18 protein-coding genes and 3 pseudogenes are annotated in these 21,700 nt (G+C 30.5%); 3 read left to right on the top strand and 18 right to left on the bottom strand.

The features are described 5' to 3' along the window. Together HGPT_RS01135 and HGPT_RS01130 are read right to left on the bottom strand one after the other, a co-directional pair. Nucleotides 1–1,036 (bottom strand): DAK2 domain-containing protein (locus HGPT_RS01135; protein WP_040542209.1); only part of this gene is annotated, 1,036 nt, incomplete at its 3' end. Between the two features lie 13 nt (nucleotides 1,037–1,049). Further along, nucleotides 1,050–1,403 carry an Asp23/Gls24 family envelope stress response protein gene (locus HGPT_RS01130; RefSeq protein WP_019138054.1) on the bottom strand — a complete coding sequence of 118 codons (354 nt, stop codon included), beginning with the start codon at nucleotides 1,401–1,403 and terminating at the stop codon, nucleotides 1,050–1,052. 181 nt (nucleotides 1,404–1,584) lie between these two features. Between HGPT_RS01130 and rpmB the strand changes: the two genes are divergently transcribed. Then, nucleotides 1,585–1,776, top strand: coding sequence for a 50S ribosomal protein L28 (rpmB, locus tag HGPT_RS01125; protein WP_019138053.1), 192 nt, complete (start codon nucleotides 1,585–1,587; stop codon nucleotides 1,774–1,776). Nucleotides 1,777–1,934: 158 nt separating this feature from the next. Here the strand turns inward: rpmB and HGPT_RS01120 are convergent, their stop codons facing one another. Further along, on the bottom strand, nucleotides 1,935–3,212 hold the full coding sequence (locus HGPT_RS01120; RefSeq protein WP_019138052.1) for a bifunctional folylpolyglutamate synthase/dihydrofolate synthase: 1,278 nt from the start codon (nucleotides 3,210–3,212) through the stop codon (nucleotides 1,935–1,937). 122 nt (nucleotides 3,213–3,334) lie between these two features. On the opposite strand from HGPT_RS01120, the gene brnQ reads away from it, so the two are divergent. After that, entirely contained in the window at nucleotides 3,335–4,642 is a 1,308-nt protein-coding gene (gene brnQ, locus HGPT_RS01115; protein WP_019138051.1) for a branched-chain amino acid transport system II carrier protein, read from the top strand. Between the two features lie 81 nt (nucleotides 4,643–4,723). On the opposite strand, the pseudogene radA reads toward brnQ, so the two are convergent. The 6 genes and pseudogenes from radA to fusA all read right to left on the bottom strand — a co-directional run bounded on the left by radA (nucleotide 4,724) and on the right by fusA (nucleotide 12,791). Continuing rightward, a pseudogene (gene radA, locus HGPT_RS01110) lies at nucleotides 4,724–6,099 on the bottom strand (DNA repair protein RadA). Next, entirely contained in the window at nucleotides 6,071–8,527 is a 2,457-nt protein-coding gene (locus tag HGPT_RS01105; RefSeq protein WP_019138050.1) for an ATP-dependent Clp protease ATP-binding subunit, read from the bottom strand. Before HGPT_RS01105 ends, radA begins: the two are co-directional and overlap by 29 nt. Next, nucleotides 8,524–9,504, bottom strand: a complete 981-nt coding sequence (locus HGPT_RS01100; RefSeq protein WP_019138049.1) for an ATP--guanido phosphotransferase — start codon at nucleotides 9,502–9,504, stop codon at nucleotides 8,524–8,526. The genes HGPT_RS01105 and HGPT_RS01100 overlap by 4 nt, the downstream gene beginning before the upstream one ends. Next, a complete protein-coding gene (locus HGPT_RS01095; RefSeq protein WP_019138048.1) occupies nucleotides 9,497–10,009 on the bottom strand; it encodes a UvrB/UvrC motif-containing protein in 513 nt (170 codons plus the stop codon). The genes HGPT_RS01100 and HGPT_RS01095 overlap by 8 nt, the downstream gene beginning before the upstream one ends. A gap of 11 nt (nucleotides 10,010–10,020) precedes the next feature. Next, the gene (locus HGPT_RS01090) at nucleotides 10,021–10,473 is read right to left on the bottom strand and encodes a CtsR family transcriptional regulator (RefSeq protein ID WP_040542357.1); all 453 of its coding nucleotides are present in this window, start codon (nucleotides 10,471–10,473) and stop codon (nucleotides 10,021–10,023) included. Between the two features lie 257 nt (nucleotides 10,474–10,730). Beyond that, on the bottom strand, nucleotides 10,731–12,791 hold the full coding sequence (gene fusA / locus HGPT_RS01085) for an elongation factor G (RefSeq protein ID WP_019138046.1): 2,061 nt from the start codon (nucleotides 12,789–12,791) through the stop codon (nucleotides 10,731–10,733). A 150-nt stretch (nucleotides 12,792–12,941) separates the two neighbouring features. Here fusA and HGPT_RS01080 point away from each other — a divergent pair, with 150 nt between their 5' ends. Then, nucleotides 12,942–13,580, top strand: coding sequence for a ComEA family DNA-binding protein (locus tag HGPT_RS01080; RefSeq protein ID WP_019138045.1), 639 nt, complete (start codon nucleotides 12,942–12,944; stop codon nucleotides 13,578–13,580). A gap of 161 nt (nucleotides 13,581–13,741) precedes the next feature. Here the strand turns inward: HGPT_RS01080 and HGPT_RS01075 are convergent, their stop codons facing one another. The 9 genes and pseudogenes from HGPT_RS01075 to HGPT_RS01040 form a co-directional block, all read right to left on the bottom strand. After that, nucleotides 13,742–14,077 carry a hypothetical protein gene (locus HGPT_RS01075; RefSeq protein ID WP_019138044.1) on the bottom strand — a complete coding sequence of 112 codons (336 nt, stop codon included), beginning with the start codon at nucleotides 14,075–14,077 and terminating at the stop codon, nucleotides 13,742–13,744. A gap of 12 nt (nucleotides 14,078–14,089) precedes the next feature. Further along, nucleotides 14,090–14,413 (bottom strand): hypothetical protein, encoded by a 324-nt coding sequence (locus HGPT_RS09470; RefSeq protein ID WP_019138043.1) that lies wholly within the window; start codon nucleotides 14,411–14,413, stop codon nucleotides 14,090–14,092. Nucleotides 14,414–14,443: 30 nt separating this feature from the next. Further along, nucleotides 14,444–15,517 carry a hypothetical protein gene (locus tag HGPT_RS01070; protein ID WP_019138042.1) on the bottom strand — a complete coding sequence of 358 codons (1,074 nt, stop codon included), beginning with the start codon at nucleotides 15,515–15,517 and terminating at the stop codon, nucleotides 14,444–14,446. After that, nucleotides 15,510–16,931 (bottom strand): sensor histidine kinase, encoded by a 1,422-nt coding sequence (locus HGPT_RS01065; protein ID WP_019138041.1) that lies wholly within the window; start codon nucleotides 16,929–16,931, stop codon nucleotides 15,510–15,512. Before HGPT_RS01065 ends, HGPT_RS01070 begins: the two co-directional genes overlap by 8 nt. Nucleotides 16,932–16,939: 8 nt before the next feature. Then, a complete protein-coding gene (locus tag HGPT_RS01060; RefSeq protein ID WP_019138040.1) occupies nucleotides 16,940–17,623 on the bottom strand; it encodes a response regulator transcription factor in 684 nt (227 codons plus the stop codon). Between the two features lie 72 nt (nucleotides 17,624–17,695). Next, nucleotides 17,696–19,141, bottom strand: coding sequence for an IMP dehydrogenase (guaB, locus tag HGPT_RS01055; RefSeq protein ID WP_019138039.1), 1,446 nt, complete (start codon nucleotides 19,139–19,141; stop codon nucleotides 17,696–17,698). Between the two features lie 25 nt (nucleotides 19,142–19,166). Beyond that, on the bottom strand, nucleotides 19,167–20,105 hold the full coding sequence (locus HGPT_RS01050) for a CdaR family protein (protein WP_019138038.1): 939 nt from the start codon (nucleotides 20,103–20,105) through the stop codon (nucleotides 19,167–19,169). Next, a pseudogene (gene cdaA / locus HGPT_RS01045) lies at nucleotides 20,086–20,917 on the bottom strand (diadenylate cyclase CdaA). Before cdaA ends, HGPT_RS01050 begins: the two are co-directional and overlap by 20 nt. Beyond that, nucleotides 20,917–21,353: pseudogene (locus tag HGPT_RS01040) on the bottom strand (DUF5317 domain-containing protein). Before HGPT_RS01040 ends, cdaA begins: the two co-directional pseudogenes overlap by 1 nt. Between the last annotated feature and the right edge of the window lie 347 nt (nucleotides 21,354–21,700).

Here is a 21,700-nt window from a genome sequence, read left to right as displayed (position 1 = left end):
TGGAAACAGTAATAAAGGAATAATCTTTTTCTTCAATAGTTTCTTCCTCTTCTTCTCTTTTTTTAGCTTCAGCGACTTCGCTGTCATCGAAAAGAACTTCTCTGTGTTGGTATCTCATATTGTCAATTTTAATATCTTGAAGAAGACCAAGTTCACAAGCGTGTTGAAGAACAATTCCTGGATCGTTAGTGTGAACGTGAACCTTTATTAAATGACTTCCGCCACCACCAACAACTAAAAGGCAATCGCCTAGTGGTGCAATTTTTTCTCTAAAAGAGTCAATATCTTCATAGTCAGTATTTATAATAAATTCAGTACAATAACCAAATTTTAATGATGTGTCAGCTTCTGTAAATTGTACTTCTTTTTGAGCTTTTTTCTTTAAAGTTTCGTCTTCACTTTGATCAGCAATATCTTCGCCCTTTAATACTTTAAGAGAACCTTCAAGTAAAACCACAAGACCCTTACCACCAGCATCAACTACACCAGCTTCTTTTAAAACTTTAAGTTGATTTGGAGTATTATCAAGAGATTTATTTGCCTCAAGAATTACATCTTCCAAGAATTCAATAGGTTTTTCACTTTTTTTATAATGTCTAATGGCAAAATCAGCTGTTTCTCTACCAACTGTAAGAATAGTACCTTCAATTGGTTTCATAACAGCTTTATAAGTTGTTTCACTTGCCTTTTTAAAAGCATGAGCAATGTCAGCTGTATCTGCTTCGTCAATTCCTTCAAGCCCTTCAGAAAATCCTCTTAAAAGTTGTGAAAGAATAACTCCACTGTTTCCCCTTGCTCCCATTAGGGCACCACGAGCAGCAGCCTCAGATACATCAGCTACAGTAAAATCTCCTTCTAAACTATCTATTTGTTTTAAGGCAGATTTTGATGTAAGGCTCATATTAGTTCCTGTATCTCCATCTGGAACAGGAAACACATTAAGGGCGTTGACCTCCTCCTTCATGGATATTAGATAATTTACAGCCCCCTTAAAAATATCTTTTAATAAGGGACCATTAATTTTATTTATTTCCAAAATCTTACCTCCACTATTTAAGTCTAATACCTTCTACCAAGACTTCAATATTATCAACTTCAAGTCCTGTCAAATTCTCAACATTAAACTTAACTCTTTCTATAATATTTTCACCAACAGTAGAAATTTTTACTCCATATTCTAAAATAACATGAAGTTCAATATTAATTTCATTTTCATTAGTGTTTACAACAATTCCCTTTGATAGATTTTCAAATCTTAAAAGTTCAAAAATTCCATCTGCGGCATTTTTTGATGCCATTCCAACAATTCCGTAGCTTTCCATGGCTGAAATACCAGCTATGTTTGCAAGTACGCTATCTTCTATTACAATATTTCCAAGTTCTCTATTTATAATTGCCGGCATGAGGGCACCTCCTTATCTAGTCCATTATAACAGAATTTACAATATATTAACAGAATTTCAAAATATCCTTTGTAAAAAATTAGAATTTAGTGTAAAATAAGTACATATTGAAAAAATTATTTGCACTTAGCAGCATTTTTTGATAAAATATTGTCTGCTTAATAACTAAAGGAGGTGCGTTATGGCTAAAAGATGTGATATATGTGGAAAAGAAAAATCATTCGGAAATAAAATTTCTTTCTCTCACTCTCGTTCTAACAGAAGCTGGTCTCCTAACATTAGAAGAGTTAAGGCTGTAGTTAATGGATCAACAAAAAGAATCAACGTATGTACTAGATGTTTAAGATCTGGTAAAGTCGAAAGAGCTATATAATTAAGGGTCTTAGATAAGATCCTTTTTTTATGTAGATTTTTACATAATAAAACAAATTGTGTCTAAAAAAGAAAACCCCTGAAAATTGTGCTGACTTCCAAAAGTTACTTTCTAAGTTCAACTTTATGGAGTCACATCAAATTTTTAGGGGTAATTTTTTAGCTTAATTTTTCTAATAAAATTTTTCTTATATCCTTTATAAGATATAAGGATCCACACCAAAGAACCATGTCGCCTTCTTCTGCAAGGGCTAAAGTTTTTTCCACTGCTTCTTGTCTGTTCTTTATTGCATAAATTTCCTTATTTGAAAAACTTTTAAATTCCCTTTCAAGAGAATCTAAATCTGTAAATCTTTCATTATCTATTTCTGTCAAAACAATTTTATCAGCAATTTTTTCTATTTTTTTCAAAATATTTGAGTGATCCTTATCTTTTAAAAGACTAAATCCCAAAATTAAATTCTTATATTTAAATTTCTTTACACTTTTTTCTATTTTTTCTATTGAATCTAAATTGTGAGAACCATCTACAAGAACAAGTGGATTTCTTGATAGACATTCAGTCCTTCCAATATTTACTGCCTTTTTAAATCCAAGTTTTATCTTTTCTTCATCTAATTTATATTCTTCTTTTAATGAATCTAAAACCATAAGAGCTAGAGAAGCATTTAGGGCTTGATGTTCTCCAATAAGAGAAATTTCTACATTTTTATGACTTCTAAAATCAAACTTATTGCCAAATTCATCTGAACTTATTAATCTAACTTCATCTAGGAAAAATTCATTAAAGCTTGAAGATTTTTCTTTAGATATTTTTTTAAGTTCTTGTCTTGCTTCTTCATTTTGAGGATAAGAAAATACAGTAGAATTTTCTTTTATAATTCCTCCCTTTTCGCGAGCAATTTTTTCTAAAGTATCTCCCAAAATATTTGCATGATCTAGGGCAATATGGCAGAATACTGGAATAGATTTTTCCATTACATTTGTAGCATCAACTCTTCCACCCATTCCAACTTCCATTACTGCAAAATCTAATTTTTTTCTAGAAAAATAAATATAGGATATAGCTGTCAAAATTTCAAAACCACTGACAAAAATCTTCTTCTCGTCTAGTTCTTCTACCTTAGATCTAACTTCACTCGCTATATTGGCAAAATCTTCTTCAGAAATTTCTTTTCTATTTACTTCTATTTCTTCACGAATATTTGTTATATAGGGAGATGTAAATTTGCCAACAGAATAATTATTTTCAATAAGGGCATTTGCAATAAAACTTGCAACTGAACCCTTCCCATTAGTTCCTGTAATGTGAATTATTTTTAATTTATCTTGAGGTCTATCAAAAATATCTAATAGAGCCTTAATATTATCTGTAGTAAATTCTCCCAGAGGTATGTTTCTATTTTCAAGCCAAGAGACTGCGTTTTTGTAATTCATATAAAACTTCCTTTCAATATAAGTGATATTATCAAAATTTTTATCCTTAATCAATATTTTATGTACCAAATTCTCTTCCAATGTGATAGAATAAGAAAAATATATTTATGGAGGTAGAAAAGATGAACAAAGAAATTCGGATGAAAGATTTATTTATTATCGGCTTCGCACTATTTGCAATGTTTTTTGGAGCTGGAAACCTAATCTTTCCCCCTTACTTAGGTTTATTGTCGGGGCACCAATGGTGGATTGGATTTTTAGGCTTTACAATTACAGATGCAGGTTTAGGCCTACTGGCAATTATTGCCCTATCCAAATACGATGGTAACTTAAATGTACTAGCAAGTAGGATCAATAAGACTTTTTCAATTATAATTTCTACAGCAATCATTTTATGTATTGGACCTTTCTTAGCTACACCAAGAACTGCAGCTACTACTTATGAAATAGCTATATTGCCAATTTTTGGTGAATCATTTAACAGATACTTATTTTCAGTAATTTTCTTCGTAATTGCTTGTTTATTGAGTATTAGACCAAGTAAGGTAGTCGATATTGTCGGCAAGTTCCTTACTCCATCACTTTTAATCTGTATGACAGTTTTAATTATCAAGGGTATTATTAGTCCTATTGGAGAAATAGCAGACACAACTATGATTGACAATGTTCTAAAAAAAGGTATTACAGATGGATACCAAACAATGGATGCTATTGCAGGATGTATGTTCGCACTTGTTGTTATTAATGCAGTTAAAACTAGAAATTATTCTTCAAAGACACTTGAAATAAAGGCTACTATTATGTCAAGTGTCATAGCAGTAATTTTTTTAGCTTTAATTTATGGTGGTTTATTATATCTAGGAGCCCAAACTTCTGGACTAGGAGTTTATAATCAAGATACTGATTCCACTCTTCTTCTCGTTGACATAACAAATAGAGTTTTAGGTGGAGTAGGTGTTTATATCTTAGGTATTATAACTGCTCTTGCTTGTCTTACAACAGCAATTGGATTAATTTCTGCTACAGGTAACTTCTTTAACGACTTAACTTTCAACAAAATTTCCTACGAAAGAGTTGTTGTTATATGTTCAATAGTTTCATGTTTAATATCAATGCTTGGTGTTACACAAATCATAAAAATTTCTGCACCAATCCTTGAAATTATCTATCCATGTGCAATGACAATTGTCATTTTAGGACTATTTAACGAAAAAATTAAGGACGACTTAGTTTTTAAAGTTCCTCCAATTGTTTCACTTATATTTGGATTTTTATTTGTATTGCAAGGCAAAAATCTACTTGGTGGATTTGGAGATATTTTGACAAAACTTCCACTTACTGAATTTGGACTTGGATGGGTTGTTCCAATGCTTCTTAGTCTTGTTATTGCTATGATAATTTCAAGCACAAAAAATAAAAAAGTAGCTTAAAATAATTATTTTAAATTTTAAAAAACTCTTCTTACTACAATTAGTAAAAAGAGTTTTTTTATTGTCTTTTTTTGTTAAATTTTAAATATCAAATAATTTATTAAGAACTTCAGAAATATTTGACATTTTTATAACTTGAAGTTCCTTATAATTTTCTTCTTTTACACTAGAATATTTTGACACATAGGCTTTTTTAAAACCCATTCTTTCAGCTTCTCTTAGTCTTGTATCTAAACTTGGAACATTTTTTAATTCTCCTGTTAGACCAACATCAGCAATAAAAACTGAATTTGCTTCAACTGCTTGATTTAAAGTTGAAGAAACAATTGAAACCATAACTGATAAGTTTGATGCTTGTTCCTTAACCTTAATACCTCCAGTAGATTTTACAACAATATTTTTATCCAAAAAAGTTATTCCTGCTCGCTCTTCCAAAATTGAAACTAAGGTATTTAAATGTTCTCTTCTCACAGATTCAGAAATCCTTGATGGATATGGCAAAAATGATTTTGATGCAAGAGCTTCTGTTTCAAGAATTATTGGTCTTGTTCCTTCTCTTATAACTGAAAGAGAAGATCCTGCAACTTGTTCTGAAATAGATCTTTTTGTCATAAAATATTCAGAAGGATTATCTATGGAAATCATTCCTCTTTCTGTCATTGAGAAAAAACCAATTTCTCCTGTTGAACCATACCTATTTTTTGTTGTCATAAGAGATCTCAAATCTTCTGAAGAATCTCCTTCGATTAATAAGACTGTGTCAACTAAATGTTCAAGGCTTCTCACACCAGCAAGTTCATCTTGCTTAGTCATTTGACCTACTAAGAAAACCATACGAGGTTTTTCCAAATCCTTTGCAACTTCAGTCATCTTGTAAGCACACTCCATGGTTTGAGTTGGCGTTCCAGGTCTTTGAGAAAATTCATCAAGAGTAAAAGTTTGGATGGAATCAATAATTATAAGTTGAGGATCGATTTTTTCTATCTGATCCAAAACCGAATTAAGGGAAGTGACTGAGTAGACCCAAATATTTTCTGATAATTTATCTAAAATTCTTTCTGCTCTCATCTTAATTTGAGTTTCAGATTCTTCTCCAGATGCGTAAAGAACTCTCATGCCCTTATTTGCAATATCATTGGCAACTTGCATAAGAAGAGTTGATTTACCTGAACCAGGTTTTGCAGTTAAAATGCTAACAGAATCGCGAACGATTCCTCCGCCCATGACCCTGTTAAATTCTTCTATGCTTGTCTTAATTCTTTCATCAGAAGAAACTGCAACAGCTTTTAATTTTTGAGCATCTTTTTTTATTTTTTACTTTTTGAATGAGAACTACTAGATGTATCCTCTTCTTTTTCTTCTAAAGTATTCCAAGAATTACAGTTTGGACATTTTCCAAAATATCCATGGGAAATGTATCCGCACTTATTACATTGATAGACTATTTTCTTTTTCATCTTTCGCCTTTTTTGTTTTCTTTACTTTTTTTATCTGAATCTTCTTGTACTTAACATCTACAGATATTTCGTCGCCTTCTTTTATTTTACCATCTAAAAATTCGTCAGCAATCTTGTCTTCAATTAATTTTGTAATGGTTCTTTGAAGAGGTCTAGCACCAAATACCTTGTCATATCCCTCATCAACTAGGAAATTAATAAGTTTATCAGTATAAGTTGCCTTTATTCCCATATCTAAAAGTCTAAGGCTTAAAATATCAAGCATATTTTTAACAATATCTTTAATTTCAGTTTTTTCAAGAGCCTTAAATATTACAACATCATCAACTCTATTCAAAAATTCTGGTCTAAATTTTTCTTTTAAAGAATCATTAATAATGCCCTTCATTTTTTCAAATTCACTTTTCTTTTCAGATTCTTCTGATGTTGAAAATCCAAGAACTGAATTTTTTGCAAGAAGATTTGCCCCTGCATTTGAAGTCATAATTATAACTGTGTCCTTGAAATTTACTGTCCTTCCCTTGGAATCAGTGAGTCTTCCTTCATCAAGAATTTGTAATAAAATATTAAAAATATCAGGATGAGCTTTTTCTATTTCATCTAATAGAATTACTGAATAGGGATGAGTCCTAACTGCTTCAGTTAGTTCGCCACCTTCATCATATCCAACATATCCTGGAGGAGAACCCACAAGTCTTGAGACAGTGAACTTTTCCATATATTCAGACATGTCAAACCTAATCATATTTTCTTCTTTACCAAATAAGTTTTTAGCAAGACTCTTTGCAAGATAAGTCTTACCAACACCAGTTGGACCTACAAAAATAAAGGAACCTATTGGTTTATTTGGATCCTTTAATCCAATTCTAGACCTCTTTATTGCCTTTGAAAGTGATTTAACAGCTTCGTCTTGTCCCTTGACATCTTCTTTTAATTTTTCATCTAAATCTCTTAACTTTTCAGTTTCTTCTTCTGTCATTTCAGTCACAGGAACTTTTGACCATTCAGAAACTATATGAGCAATAAGTTCTGGGCTTACTTCTTTTTTTGATTCCTTTTTCTTAAAGTCATCCCAGCTTTTTTTATATTCATCTTCAAGTTTCTTTTGTTCATCTCTTAAATTTGCTGCAAGTTCATAATCTTGGTCCTTAACAGCTTGATTTTTCTTTTCTTCAATTTCTTCAAGCTCTAATTTATATTTTTCTTCGAAATCAGGAGTCTTGTAAGATTCAATTTTTAATTTTGAACTTGCTTCATCAATTAAATCTATTGCTTTATCCGGCAAGAACCTGTCATTTAAATACCTATCAGAATATTTGACTGCAGCTTCAATACTCTCATCTGGAATAAGGACATTGTGATGGTCTTCATAAATATTTTTAAGACCCTTTAAAATTTCTATTGAATCTTCAGTACTTGGTTCATCTACCATAATTGGCATTAGTCTTCTTTCAAAAGCAGAATCTTTTTCAATTTTTTGTCTATATTCAGATATTGTTGTAGCTCCAATAATTTGAAGGACTGACTTTGTTAACATTGGCTTTAAAATATTTGAAGCATCAAGAGAACCTTCAGCTGAACCTGCACCAATTATCACGTGCATTTCATCTATAAATAAAATAATATTTTTATTTTTGCTTGCTTCATTAGTTACATTTTTAAGCCTTTCTTCAAAGTCTCCTCTATACTTTGCTCCAGCTATAAGCTGTGAAATATCTAGAGTTAAAATGATTTTATCCTTCATAAGTTCTGGCACATTTCCTGCTACAATCTCTGCTGCAAGTCCTTCAGCAATTGCAGTCTTACCAACTCCAGGTTCTCCAATTAGGACAGGATTATTTTTTGTCCTACGAGATAGAACTTGAATTACTCTTTTTATTTCTTTTTCTCTTCCTATAACTGGATCAATTTTTCCTTCTTCTGCTTTTTTATTTAAATTAGTTGTATATTTGTCCAAGGCTTCAGAAGGGACTTCTCTTCCATCTTCATAATCTTCCATATTATTTAAAATATCATTTTCAAGACTCATAATATCTATTCCAAGTCTTTTTAAAACTAAGATTGCAACACCTTGACCTTCTCTTAAAATTCCAAGTAAAAGATGTTCTGTAGAAACTGTGTTTTCTCCCATTTCTCTTGAAATCTCAAAGGCAAGTTCAAAAATTCTTTTTGTCCTTGGAGTGTAAGCAATGCTTGAAACAACAGGACCTTGTCCTTGACTTACAATATCAAGTGTAGTTTCCTTTGCTTTTTTATAATCTATACCGAGTTTTGAAAGGATATGAGCACCTGTATCTGTACCTTCTCTTAAAATTCCAAGAAGTATGTGTTCTGATCCTATATATGAATGTTTTTGTTCCCTTGCTTCTTGTTGAGCAAAGAGAATAGCTTTTTGTGATTTTTCACTAAATCTTCCAAACATACTCATTTGAAAACCTCCTTCATGAGAGCTCTCGATTTATTTGCCCTTAAAATATCTCTAGATTTAAGATCAAGAATTGATCCTCTCTCAATTTGTAAATGTCCATTTCTAAGTTTCATAATCTCTTTATAAAAGTCAAAATCCCTATTGGCTTTTAAAATTGAAAGTTCGATTCCAAGATTAATCATGCTCATGGACTGCATCATCTCTTCTTCCGACAACAATCTTGCATTTGCAAGAAGTCCATAGGACCTATTAACCATATCTTCCAGGCTAATAATATTATCTAAATAAAGTTTTTTTCTATTTTCCAATTCAACATCAGCAATTTCATCAGTGATGAGTTTTAATTTTTCCACATAAGATTTTTCATCTTCAGTTAAAGTTGATTCAAAGGATAGGGTGTAAATACTTGCAAGAGCTTTTTTTGACTTGTCCCTATAAGAACCAAGAGTGTAACCAAGTCGAGATAGACCTCTTGCTATTTCATTTATGCCAAAATAATTTAAAGCTGGAAGATACATAAATGTTATTGGCTTAAATCCAGTTCCCGCATTAAAAACTCTTGAAGTTAAATAACCATAGTCTGGATTAAAGGCAAAATCTATTTTGTCTTCCAATTTTCCCTCTAAATCATAAATTTCTTCATAAATTTCATCAAGCGACTTTGTTCTGGAAAATTTCGAAAGTTCTATGTGCTCACTTGAATTTAACAAAATATCTGGTTCATCTACTTTTTGATAGTAGCCAATGTTTTTCCTTTCAACAAATCTTTTGCCAAGTCTTCCTTCTTCTACAAATTTTAACTTTCTGAGGGAAGACATATTTTCAATATCAATTTTTTCATATCCAAGTTGTCTTATTATTGGATGAAGAAATTCCAAATTTTCCTTTAGCTCTTCATCTGTCATTGATTGGACAAATTTTTTGCTGTCAATATTTCTATATAATTTAATCTTATTTCCCAAAATTATATTAGACATGGGCATCTTCCTTTAAAATTTTTATCTCATCTCTAATTTCTGCTGCCTTCTCATACTCTTCTAAGCTGACAGCAAGATCTAATTTTTCTTGTAAATCTTCAAGTTTTCTATTATAAACAATATAAGTTTCTGCATTTTTTGGAATTTTTCCCCTATATTTTAAATTTATATTTAAAGCTTTTAAATAAGACTTAATTTCACTGCCAAAAGAATCATAACATTTTGGACATCCTAAAATACCAGTGTTTTTTAGTTCTCTAAAACTTCTACCACAATATTCACATTTAATATCATCTTCGTCATCTTTATAAGAATTTGCAGTAAATTTAAAAATATTTTTTAGAGCATTTTCAAGTTGAGGAATTATATTTTGATAACCCTGAAACTCCTTTTTAAATTTTTCTTCTGCACAAACTTGGCATAAGTGAACTTCCTCTACCTCATCATTTTTTATCCTTGTATATGAAATTATAGATTCTCTTTCCTTACAATTGTCACACAACATATTCTTCCCTCCTAGCTGAAAATAACGAGAAGCATATTTTTTAATAAATCTGCCCTTATTTTATCTCTATTTTCGCATTGGCTAAGTGACCTGTCAGACAAACTCACTTTAATGAGTTCCATTTCCCTCTTAGTAACTTTTTTACGTCTTACAAGTTCTTTCAAAACATCGTCACAATTATTTTTTGTAATAGAATCACCTATAAAATTTAAAAAAGTATTGAGTGTATCTTCATCATCCTCCAACTTAACTTTGACTATTCTTATATAGCCTCCTCCGCCACGTCTTGACTCAACATAATAACCCTTAAAGGGTGTAAATCTAGTTGTCAAGACGTAATTAATTTGTGAAGGAGCACAATTAAATTGGTCTGAAATTTTTGATCTTTGTATCTCAAGAGCTCCACCAGATTCATAAATAAGTTCATTTAAAAATTCTTCGATGGAATTGGATAATTTTGCCATAGTATCATTCCTTTGACTATCTTTGTCTTTTAAATTAGAGTAAGTCTGACTATCTTTTACTATCTCTAGTTTAATATAAAATATGTCTTTTGTAAAGTATTTCATTTATCACTAAAAATCTCACATTTAAAATAAATTTAATAAAAATTTCTCTTAGAGATTTACTCCCAAAAAGATATTTTAAAGTCTAAAATTTCTATGAAATATAAAAAGACCTGGGCATAGCCCAAGTCTAATATCTTTTTATATTAATTTTCTTATTTATCAGTTTTTCTTTCTTCTATAATTTTTTCAGCAATATTTTGTGGAACTTCTTCGTATCTAACAAATTCCATGTTGAAAGTTCCCCTACCTTGAGTAAGTGATCTAAGATCAATTAGGTAAGTGAAAAGTTCTGCTTGAGGTGCTTCTGCAATTAGAACTTGAGTACCATCATTTTGTTGGTCCATACCAAGGATTCTTCCACGTCTTTTGTTCATATCGCCCATTACATCTCCAAGATAAGATTCTGGAATTGTAACTTCAACCTTCATGATAGGTTCTAGAAGAACTGGACTTGCTTCTTGCATGCCCTTCTTGAAAGCAAGGTTAGCAGCAAGTTTAAAACTCATTTCATTAGAGTCAACATCATGGTAAGATCCATCATATAAAACTGCCTTAAAGTTTGTAACAGGGTATCCTGCCAAAACTCCCTTTTCCTTAGATTCGATAATTCCCTTTTCAACTGCTGGGAAATAATTCTTAGGAACAGCTCCACCAAATACTTCTTCGTCGAATACAAAGTCTTCTTCAGATGGTTCGAATCTAATCCAAACATCACCATATTGACCTGCTCCACCAGATTGTTTCTTGTGTTTACCTTGAACGCTTGAAGTCTTTCTAATTGTTTCTCTATAAGGAATTATGAAAGGAACTATTTCAACTTCAACACCGTAAGTATTCTTTAACTTTTCAAGAATTACATCTAGTTGAACCTTTCCTTGACCTCCAATAGTAAGTTGTTTAGTTTCAGCATTTCTTTCAATAGTAAATGTAGGATCTTCATCCCTAATTTTCTTTAAAGATTGAGAAAGTTTTTCTTCATCTCCCTTAGTCTTTGGTTCTATTGCATAATATAGGACTGGAGTTGGGTGTTTTAATTTTTTGTATTCAACTACATGATCTTTGTCACAAAGAGTATCACCAGTAAGTGTATCCATTAATTTTGTAGTTGCACCAATATCTCCTGCATAAATTTCTTCAACTTCTATTTGTTCTTTACCTCTCATCACGTAAAGACCGCCAAGTTTTTCACTTTTTTCTTTATTTACATTATATATAGGAGTGTTTTTATTTAATACGCCAGATATAACTTTAAAAATTGAAATTTTTCCTAAGAATGGGTCAGAAATTGTCTTAAATACAACAGCAGCAAAAGGATCTTTTGCAGAAACTTTTCTGTCTTCTCCATCTTTATATCTAAAACCTAAGTGTGCACGTTCGTCATCTGGTGCTGGCATATAATTTACAATTGTGTTAAGTAAAATATCTATACCAATTCCCTTTTCGCCAGATCCAACAAGTAGTGGAACAGCGTCACCTTCAAGAAGAGCTGTTGTAACTCCTCTTAATAAATCTTCTCTTGTAAATTTTTCTCCAGAAAAATATTTTTCCATTAAAACTTCATCAGAACCTGCAACAACTTCTGCAATTTCTTCATACATTCTTTCAGTTGCCTTAACTTGATCGTGATTAAGTTCAGTTTCTTGTGGTGCAGAATTTACATACTTATATCCCTTTTGGAAGATAACATCTGTTACACCAACAAAACTTTCACCTTCTCCAATAGGAACTGAGAATGGTATAACTTTTTTACCAAAAGCAGCTTCAAGTTCATCCATTAATTTTCTGAAATTTACATTCTCACCATCTATTTTATTTATAAAGATAATTCTTGGAAGACCAATTTTTTCAGTGTATTTCCAAGTTCTTTCTGTTCCAACTTCTATACCCTTTGTAGCATCTATAACCATTATTGCAGCTTCACTTGCTCTTAGTGCACTGTGAGCTTCTCCAACAAAATCAAGAAATCCAGGAGTATCTATTATGTTTACTTTATAATTTCTCCATTCAACAGGAATGATTGATGTTGCAATTGATGTTCCTCTTTCTCTTTCTTCTTTTGAAAAGTCAGAGATAGTATTCTTGCTAGAAACATTTCCAAGTTTTTTTGTAGCTCCACTTTGGAATAACATAGCCTCTGTTAGGTTAGTTTTTCCGGAGCCAGAATGTCCCACGAGAGCAAGATTTCTTACCTTATCTGTTGTATAAACTTTCATTGTTTTCCTCCTAAATATATAAATTTTTTTGAAATCGTTTCGATGAATAAATTATAACACAAATTTTAGCATTTGAAAACTGTGTAAAATTATCTATTTAGGGTACTAAATTATTGAAAATATAATTTTATTAATAAATGAGTGATTTATATGAACTTTAATTTTTTAAAAAAAGAAAATATTCCTTATATTATAATTTTTTGTTTGCTCCTAGTTATTGGTTACCAATATTATGATTCCAATAATTATGACGATGATGAAACAAGAGAACTATTAAAAATAAATACTTCTAATCCAAATGATAATAAAATAAGTTCCTTAAAATCTAATGAAATTGAAATAGAAAAAACAAATGATGAGATTAAAGAAACAGAAGAAATAATGGTACATATTTCAGGTGCAGTAAATAAACCTGGCATCCTAAAATTAGACTCTTCCAAAAGAATAGTTGATGCTCTAGAACTTGCAGGTGGACCAAGAGATGACGCAGACCTTGATAGAATCAATCTTGCAGCAAAACTTCACGATGAAGAGAAAATTTACATTCCAAAAATTGGCGAAGAAAATATTAATGGAATCTCCTCCCTAGTTTCTAGTCCATCAGAAATGGGTAACTCCTCTGGGAAAATAAATATTAACTCAGCTGATACAAGTGACTTGCAAAAAATTCCTGGTGTTGGAGAAAAAACTGCTGAAAAGATTATCAATTATAGAAATAATAATTCTTTCTCTTCTATTGAAGATATAAAAAATGTCCCAGGCATTGGTGAAAAAAATTTGAATCCATGAAAGATTATATTTCAACTTATTAAATTTAAAAATTTTTAATGGCTCCACTAAAAATTTTCTATAAATAAATTTATAAAATAATAGGTCACAAAATATTTTTCATATTCTCCTAAAAAAACTCAAGAAAAAAGAAGCACCTAAGTGCCTCTTATCTTGAGTTTTTATCTTCTTCTTGTGTTTTTTCTGTAATGGCTTTTATCTGATGATGCAATTCCTATAATAAGTGCAAAAATAAGTGACACTAAACCAGATGATACTCCAACTACAAAAATAATTAAATTGTCTAAACTACTTGGATCAAATAGTTTATTGATAACAATAAAAAGAGATATTATACCAACAAAGACTAAGGCAAGTCCTGGTAAATATTTTATAAATTTTAAATCTCTTGCAGCAAAATTTACTATAAAGGTAAGTACAACTCCAATTAATATTGCACCTAGAGTAAGGAGCAAATAAGTGGAATTTTCCATTACCAATTCCATAACTTTATTCATTTTACACCTCATTTATTTAGATGACAGTTCTTCTTGCCATATATTTGCATAACGACCAGTTGCCCACTCTGTCATAATTGTGGAAGCATCATCGCCTATTTCTCTTTCAAAAATTGGAGACGGGACAATTCTTCCTTCACTTATATTATATATTTTTAGAAAATTATTTTCCAATGTTATTAAAAAATTATTATCAGGAGATACAAATCCATCTGTTATATTGGATTTAAAATTTTTTATTCTTGACATAGGAACATTTATCTTATTGTAATTATTAACTTCATAAGGAAGAACCAAATTCAAATCAAAATCAGAAAAAGTATTAGTCCTCTTCATTTAATCTAACCCTTTAATTTCCAAAATCCATTATCTACTATAAATTCCAATATTATAAGGATCTTCTTTTAGAGCTTCAATCCTTTTACCTACATTTTCCAAGGATTCTTCTGACAAAAAATCTTTATATGTCAAAGCTTTTTTGTCTTCAAGATTATCTAATTTATAAATTCTAAGACTTCTCTCATTAGTGTTCCTGTCTAAACTTTCAACATTTATATAATTATTTGTTATAAAATTAACTGTCTTTAATGAATTATTTTCTCTTAATTCTTCTACCTCAATTTTTGGAATTTCTGGATCCTTATTTCTTGGCTTAACTCTCTTATATTCCTTTGCTATTATTTTGTCAGTAGTTTCATCAGATTTTGATTCTCTTTGAACGCTTACTTCATAGAAGCTATCATCTCTAGGTAAAATTATATTATTCATTTCATAAACATTTTCCAACTTTAAATCAGAAAATTTAAGATAGAGAGTTTTATAATTCCAATTTGGAGGATTGGAATCAATTCTTGTTTTTAGACCAATTAAAAATCCCTTGTCGCCAGTATAATCAAAAAGATTTCTTCTGTTTAAAACTTCATCTTTTTTTGCAAGAATGGAAGAATTTAAATCTTCATTCTTCATCTTGTCATCAAGAAGCTTTATCTCCAAAATAATACCATTGTCAAAAACTAGAGCAGTGTTTTCGCTAGTTTTTATAACCTCATAATAGGTAGTGCTATTGGAGTTTGAATCAAAAATATAAGTAGTGTAGACATCAGAATCTTCTAATCCCAAGGTCTTGTAATCAATGTTAAATTTTTGATATAGATAATTTGAAAGCCTAGTGTACTTAGTTTTATACTCTGCATCTTTTATATAATCATTGGCAAGGATAACTGAATCATTGCTAAAATAAAGTTCTTCTCCAATTAATTCCTTAAACTTAAAATTATCCTGATTAATTCTCTTATTGGAAATAAATTTTGTAATTGTCCACCTTCCATAAATAGGTGACTGACCCATTTCAGGCCTTTCTACATTTGTCCCTTGGCTAGTAAAAAAGGAGCAGCCTGTTAACAAAATTAATGAAAAGAAAAAAAGTATTTTTTTAATCATCTTTCTCACCTGCTTCTTTATTTAGCTCTATTGGCAAACTTACCTTGACTGTAGTTCCAATATTTTCTTCAGAAAAAATTTCCAAATTTCCATTGTGAAGTTTTGTTATTTCATCACTAATTGATAGACCAATTCCGCTGTGGCTCTTGGAGTGCTTGCCTTTATAAAATTTTTCTTTTACATGGATAAGTTCTTCCTTTGTCATGCCCATTCCATTGTCAGACACCATAATTTGAACAAAATTATCTTCTTCAAGCATTTGGAATTTAACCCAACCCTTGACTGATGTAAACTTAATAGCATTGTCCAAAAGATTTATTAAAAGTTGTTTTATCCTATTTTCATCAGCATTAATTAAAATTGATTCCTGTGGCACTTCTGTAATTAATTCAATATTATTTGACTTGGCACGAGGTTTCATTTGCTTAGAAATATCTAGACAAGTTTGTGTAATGTCAAATACTTCTTTATCGAGAGTTATTCTTCCAGAGATATATCTTGAAAAATCTAAAAGCTCTTCAACCATTTTTGCAAGCCTATCAGCTTCATTTTCTATTATATTTAAACCATCTTCGATGAGATCTTTCTCATCTTCTTTTGCATCTTTTAATACAACTGCCCAACCTTTTATAGAAGTAAGAGGAGTCCTAAGTTCATGAGAAATTGAAGAAATAAAATCATTTTTAATTCTATCCTTATTGATTATCTCATCACTCATGGCATTAAGAGTCTTAGCAAGTTCTCCTATTTCGTCATCCTCAAAGACCTTTGCCTTCTCTTCATAATTTCCCTTTAACATTGTATTTGCAACTTCTGTTAATTCAAGAATTGGCCTTACAATTGATTTTGCAATAAGTAGAGAAAACATTGTGGTAACTAGAGCAACAAAAAGGGTGAAAATAAGTAAAGATATTACAGCTTTTAAAATTGCTGAGTTAGCTTCTTCTAAGGAAGAAATAAATCTCAAGTATCCCATAGTTTCTCCGCTATTATTTTTTATTGGACCTGAAACTGACATTATAGATTCACCTGTCTGCGAATCTTCACCTCTCCAGCTTTTGATTTCTCCCTTTTCAGCAGCTAAAACATCAGAGGTTCTTATGGGATTTGATGCGAGTCTTCCAATAGAATCTAATAAAAGATTTCCTTCTTTATCAAGAATTTGCACTTCTGCATTTGTATTTGAAAAGAGTATGTCGTTGTCCTCATATATCAAATCTTCCAAAGATTTATCAGAATAATCTCTTTTATAAATTTCAAGAGACAATTCCATTCTAGAAACTAGTTCTTTGGAAATATTATTGTAATAATAAAAACTAAAAGCAAATAAAAGGAAAATATCTATAATTGAAATTGTAATTAAAATAATTATTAGAAAACTTTTTACAAGTCTCTTTCCAATTTTATTTTTCAATTATAAACCTACTTCCATCTATAACCAGTTCCCCAGACAGTTTCTATGTAGTCTGGTTTTGCAGGATTAGTTTCAATTTTTGATCTTAATCTTCTTATATTGACATCAACAATTTTTGAATCACCCAAGAAGTCATCTCCCCAAACTAATTTTAAAATTTCATTTCTAGTCATAGCTTTGCCAGGATTAGTCATAAATATTTTTATTATCTGATATTCTGTTGGAGTGAGCTCAAGTTCAACATCGTCCTTGTAAAATTTTCTTGAATAAGAATCTATTTTAAAAGGTGGATCTGTTATTAAGTTGCTTTCATTTTCTTCCCCAATTTCAAGTCTTCTCTCTATGGATTTTATCCTTAGAGTTAGCTCAGTTGGATTAAAGGGCTTAGTTAAATAATCATCAGTTCCATATTGAAGCCCCATGATTTTATCATAGTCTTCTGCCTTTGCAGTTAGCATGATTATACCAAGATTTGGGAACTGCCCCCTCAAGGTCTTGCAGACTTCAAAACCATCTATACCAGGTAACATAATATCTAGAACCACAATATCAGGAAGTTCGCGTCTAGCTATTTCTATTCCATCTTCTCCACTGCCTGCTTCAAAAATTATGTAGCCTTCTCTTTCAAGATTTATTTTTACAAATTTTCTTATTGATTCTTCGTCTTCAACGAGCAAGACTTTTGTTTTCAAAATATCACCTCTACCTTGTAATTATAAGGAAAATCCACTCCAAATTCAATTGAAGTGGACTTGTTAAAAATTTTAATAATAATTAGGAGCTTCTCTTGTAATAGTGATGTTGTGTGGATGAGATTCTGTAAGTGAAGCTTGTGTAATTTTTACATATTTAGCTGTGGCTCTTAGAGTTTCAAGATCCTTAGCACCAAGATATCCCATGGCAGACTTAACTCCACCTACTAATTGGAATACAATATCTCCTACAAATCCCTTAAATGGAACTCTACCTTCTACTCCTTCTGGAACATATTTAGTTGTACCACTTTGGAAGTATCTATCAGATGAACCAGCACTCATAGCACCTAGAGAACCCATTCCTCTATAAGCCTTAAATCTTCTTCCTTCAACAAAGATTTCTTCTCCTGGAGATTCATCAGTTCCTGCAAATAAAGAACCCATCATAACAACATTACCACCAGCTGCTAAAGCTTTGGCAACATCACCAGAGAATTTAATACCACCATCAGCAATTATAGGAATTCCATATTTTTTAGCTGCTCTATAAGCTTCCATAATAGCAGTAATTTGTGGAACACCAATACCTGTTACAACTCTAGTTGTACAAATTGAACCAGGTCCAATACCAATCTTAACACAATCAGCACCAGCCTTAATTAAATCTTCAGTTCCTTCATAAGTTGCAACATTACCTGCAATCAGTTGTAGGTCTGGGAAGGCATCTTTAATCTTTTTAATAGTATTCAAAACATTTTTAGATTGACCATGTGCAGTGTCTATTACAACAACATCGGCCTTTGCTTTTACAAGAGCTTCTATTCTATCTAAGACGTCGTTAGTTGCACCAACTGCTGCACCAGCTAAAAGTCTTCCTGATTTATCTCTTGCAGAGTTTGGATATTGTTCATGTTTTTCTATATCTTTTATAGTAATAAGACCCTTTAAAACATTGTCCTTGTCAACTAAAGGAAGTTTTTCAATTTTGTATTTCTTTAAAATCTTTAAAGCTTCATCTAAATCAATATCAGGATTTCCTGTAATAAGTTTTTCTGAAGTCATTACATCGCTAATTCTCTTAGAAAGATCTGTTTCAAATCTTATATCTCTATTTGTAATAATACCTTCTAAAACTCCCTTTTCTGTAACAACTGGCACACCAGAAATTCTGTATCTGTCCATAAGTTCAGAAGCATCTTTTATTGAATGGTCCTTAGTTAGTGAAAAAGGATCAGTTATAACCCCATGCTCAGATCTTTTTACCTTGTCAACTTCAAGAGCTTGTTCTTCAATTGACATATTCTTATGAATAATACCAATACCACCTTCTCTTGCCATGGCAATTGACATTCTATGTTCAGTAACAGTGTCCATTCCCGCAGACATTAGGGGTATATTTAACTTAATCTTTTCTGTTAAATTTGTAGATAAATCAACTTCATTAGGCAAAATTTCTGATTTTGCTGGCACAAGTAAAATATCATCAAATGTTAGTCCTTCTCCAAATAATTCCATATTCCCTCCTGATTATTAATACAACTTAACCTTCATTACTAACTGACTTCAATCTGAAATCAATATTCTCATCTACTAATGTAACCTTATCTGGCAAATTCAATTTAACTAAATCATTTCCATTTTTAAAATTATAAAAATTAACTTCTTTAGTTTCTATGAAATCTATAGAATCAATTACATCAGAATTTCCTCTAATTGTAACAGAAGATGGCTCAATTGAAAAGTCACTTGTCACAATATTTTGACTAGTATTTTCATTAAATTTTAATTTTATTGGAACAGTTTTACTCTTTAAAATTGGAAGATCGACTTTTACTGTTGAAGGTGTTATTTCCACTTCCTTAATTAGCTTTCCCGTGTCATCATAAGCGTGAATTTCGCTTTCCACACTTGTACTTTCGCTTATATCTTTTAAATCTATGTGAGATTCAATTTTATTTATTTTTCCAACATAGATGCTTGCTCCCTTAACTTTTACTTCAATTTTTCTTTCAAGATCTCCCAAAGACAAACCCTTTTCTAATTTATTATCAAAAACTAAATTTGCAGTAGAATTTTCTTCTATAACCTTATCTATTTTAAAAGGGATTTTTCTTGGAGTCGTATTTGTAACAGAAATTCCAAGATCAATATAAGAAACATTTATTGGCACAGAATGCTCCCCTTCAGTTAATTTACTTAAATCAACCTTGGCGACAATCCCATCTCTTGTAACATTTCTCATATATGAATTGTAACCTTGTAATTTAACATCTACACTTGCTTCCTTAGGAGAAATTATTGTCAAATTTTTTTCCTTTAAATGATTTAAACCATCATAGGTAACTTCAATATTTTTAAAATTTGATGAAGTGATAAAATTCGCTTCGCCTTTTACATAGGACCAGAGAATAATGGCAAAAATCAAGGACATAATTTTTAGCATTAAACTCCTATTTTCCTTAAAATTTATCTTCTTCATTCTTTTCACCACGCTTTGAGAAAATAGTTTTTTTTCTGTAATCTGGATTATAAATTTCAAGAAGCTTTGCTTCAAGGGTTTCTATATCCAAATATCTTGAGATAACTCCATTTTCTGCAGTAGATATAGTTCCATTTTCTTCTGAAACCATAATAGAAAGACAATCTGACTTTTCTGAAATACCAATTCCTGCCCTATGTCTTGTTCCCAATTCTTTGGATATTTTTTCATTGTCACTTAAAGGAAGAAAACAAGCTGCGGCTTTTACTTTTGAACCCTTAATAATAACTGCTCCATCGTGAAGTGGTGTGTTTGGTATAAAAAATGTTAATTAAAAGTCCACTGCTTACTCTACCGTTTATTTCAGTTCCAGTTTCAATTACTTCAGTCAAGCCTACTTCATTTTCTATGATAATTAAAGCACCAATTTTTTGTCTTGCAAGAGATCCCACAGCAGAAATAATTTCTTCCACTGTTTCTGGAACATTGTCTTTATTCTGGCTAAAATTATTTTTAATATTAGAAGTAAGACCAAGATATTGAAGACCTCTTCTGATTTCTGGTTGAAATAAAATAATTATTGCAACAATACCGTCATTAATAAACCTAGTGAAAATCCAGTTGACAGTATATAATTGGAAAAATTGCGAAATTTTAATAAAAAGTAAAATCAAAAGAATTCCCTTAAAAACTTGCTCTGCTCTTGTGTTTCTAATTAATTTTAATACATAATAAATAAGGATAGTTACAATTAAAATATCCACAACATCTCTTAAATTAATTACATTTAAAAAATTATTTATTTTATCCATTAAGCACCTCTCTTTCTCACATTAATTATAAGTGCAAAATATAAACCAATTGCTATTAAAATGTCCCCTATGCTTATAACCTTTGATGGTCCAAGTAATCTATTTAAAGGAATAATATCTGATAAAAATAAAGTTTAGGATTATCAAAAACCCCATGACTTAGACTGCCACCCATATAAATAATTTTTATAATTCTCTCATTTTCTATTTTCATAAGGGCAGATGGAGAAACTGGCATCTTTCCATTAAAAATTACTGGAAGAGCATTTAAAAAAGTTCCTATCCCACAAATTAAAAGACCCTTGTTTTCATAATTTGAAAAAAATGAAAGACTAATGAGTAAAAGAGATAGGACATGAAAAATTGTAAAATTTTTTACAAAAAATTCAGCAAAACTTCCAAAATATCTTCCCGTTATAAAATTAATAAAAATCATTATAAAAATACCTAAAAAGGCTAGATAAACTCTTTTAAATTCAAAATTTATTAAATTATTTAAATTTTTATCTCTAATAAAAATTAAACTTATAAGAGCAATAATAAGTGCTTCTAAAATCATTTTACCACCATAAAATTATAATATCACAAATTATTCATTTTGGCATATTTTCCAGAGATTTTATGGGCTTATCTTTAAAATAATTTAGTATTTTTTATATTGAAATTTTCTATAAATTTCTTGTCATTAATTATAGGAGAAAATTAAAATGCAAGAAATTCTCTAAAACTAAAAAATTTTACAATATAAAAAAGGAGCCTGTGCTCCCTTTTTCAAAGATCTTT

This window comes from Peptoniphilus timonensis JC401 (assembly GCF_000312025.1).
In the GTDB taxonomy this organism is placed as follows: domain Bacteria; phylum Bacillota; class Clostridia; order Tissierellales; family Peptoniphilaceae; genus Peptoniphilus_A; species Peptoniphilus_A timonensis.
The sequence above is the reverse complement of the archived record's forward strand: the minus strand, read 5'-3'. Positions and strand labels throughout refer to the sequence as shown.

What these genes read in the sequence shown, in the direction of transcription:
- HGPT_RS01050 (WP_019138038.1), bottom strand. Translation starts at nt 20,105, where the DNA reads ATGAAGAAGATAAATTTTAAGGAAAATAGGAGTTTAATGCTAAAAATT.
- HGPT_RS01120 (WP_019138052.1), bottom strand. Translation starts at nt 3,212, where the DNA reads ATGAATTACAAAAACGCAGTCTCTTGGCTTGAAAATAGAAACATACCT.
- guaB (WP_019138039.1), bottom strand. Translation starts at nt 19,141, where the DNA reads ATGGAATTATTTGGAGAAGGACTAACATTTGATGATATTTTACTTGTG.
- HGPT_RS09470 (WP_019138043.1), bottom strand. Translation starts at nt 14,413, where the DNA reads ATGAAGAGGACTAATACTTTTTCTGATTTTGATTTGAATTTGGTTCTT.
- fusA (WP_019138046.1), bottom strand. Translation starts at nt 12,791, where the DNA reads ATGAAAGTTTATACAACAGATAAGGTAAGAAATCTTGCTCTCGTGGGA.
- HGPT_RS01100 (WP_019138049.1), bottom strand. Translation starts at nt 9,504, where the DNA reads ATGTCTAATATAATTTTGGGAAATAAGATTAAATTATATAGAAATATT.
- HGPT_RS01105 (WP_019138050.1), bottom strand. Translation starts at nt 8,527, where the DNA reads ATGAGTATGTTTGGAAGATTTAGTGAAAAATCACAAAAAGCTATTCTC.
- HGPT_RS01075 (WP_019138044.1), bottom strand. Translation starts at nt 14,077, where the DNA reads ATGAATAAAGTTATGGAATTGGTAATGGAAAATTCCACTTATTTGCTC.
- rpmB (WP_019138053.1), top strand. Translation starts at nt 1,585, where the DNA reads ATGGCTAAAAGATGTGATATATGTGGAAAAGAAAAATCATTCGGAAAT.
- HGPT_RS01130 (WP_019138054.1), bottom strand. Translation starts at nt 1,403, where the DNA reads ATGCCGGCAATTATAAATAGAGAACTTGGAAATATTGTAATAGAAGAT.
- brnQ (WP_019138051.1), top strand. Translation starts at nt 3,335, where the DNA reads ATGAACAAAGAAATTCGGATGAAAGATTTATTTATTATCGGCTTCGCA.
- HGPT_RS01090 (WP_040542357.1), bottom strand. Translation starts at nt 10,473, where the DNA reads ATGGCAAAATTATCCAATTCCATCGAAGAATTTTTAAATGAACTTATT.
- HGPT_RS01095 (WP_019138048.1), bottom strand. Translation starts at nt 10,009, where the DNA reads ATGTTGTGTGACAATTGTAAGGAAAGAGAATCTATAATTTCATATACA.
- HGPT_RS01080 (WP_019138045.1), top strand. Translation starts at nt 12,942, where the DNA reads ATGAACTTTAATTTTTTAAAAAAAGAAAATATTCCTTATATTATAATT.
- HGPT_RS01070 (WP_019138042.1), bottom strand. Translation starts at nt 15,517, where the DNA reads ATGATTAAAAAAATACTTTTTTTCTTTTCATTAATTTTGTTAACAGGC.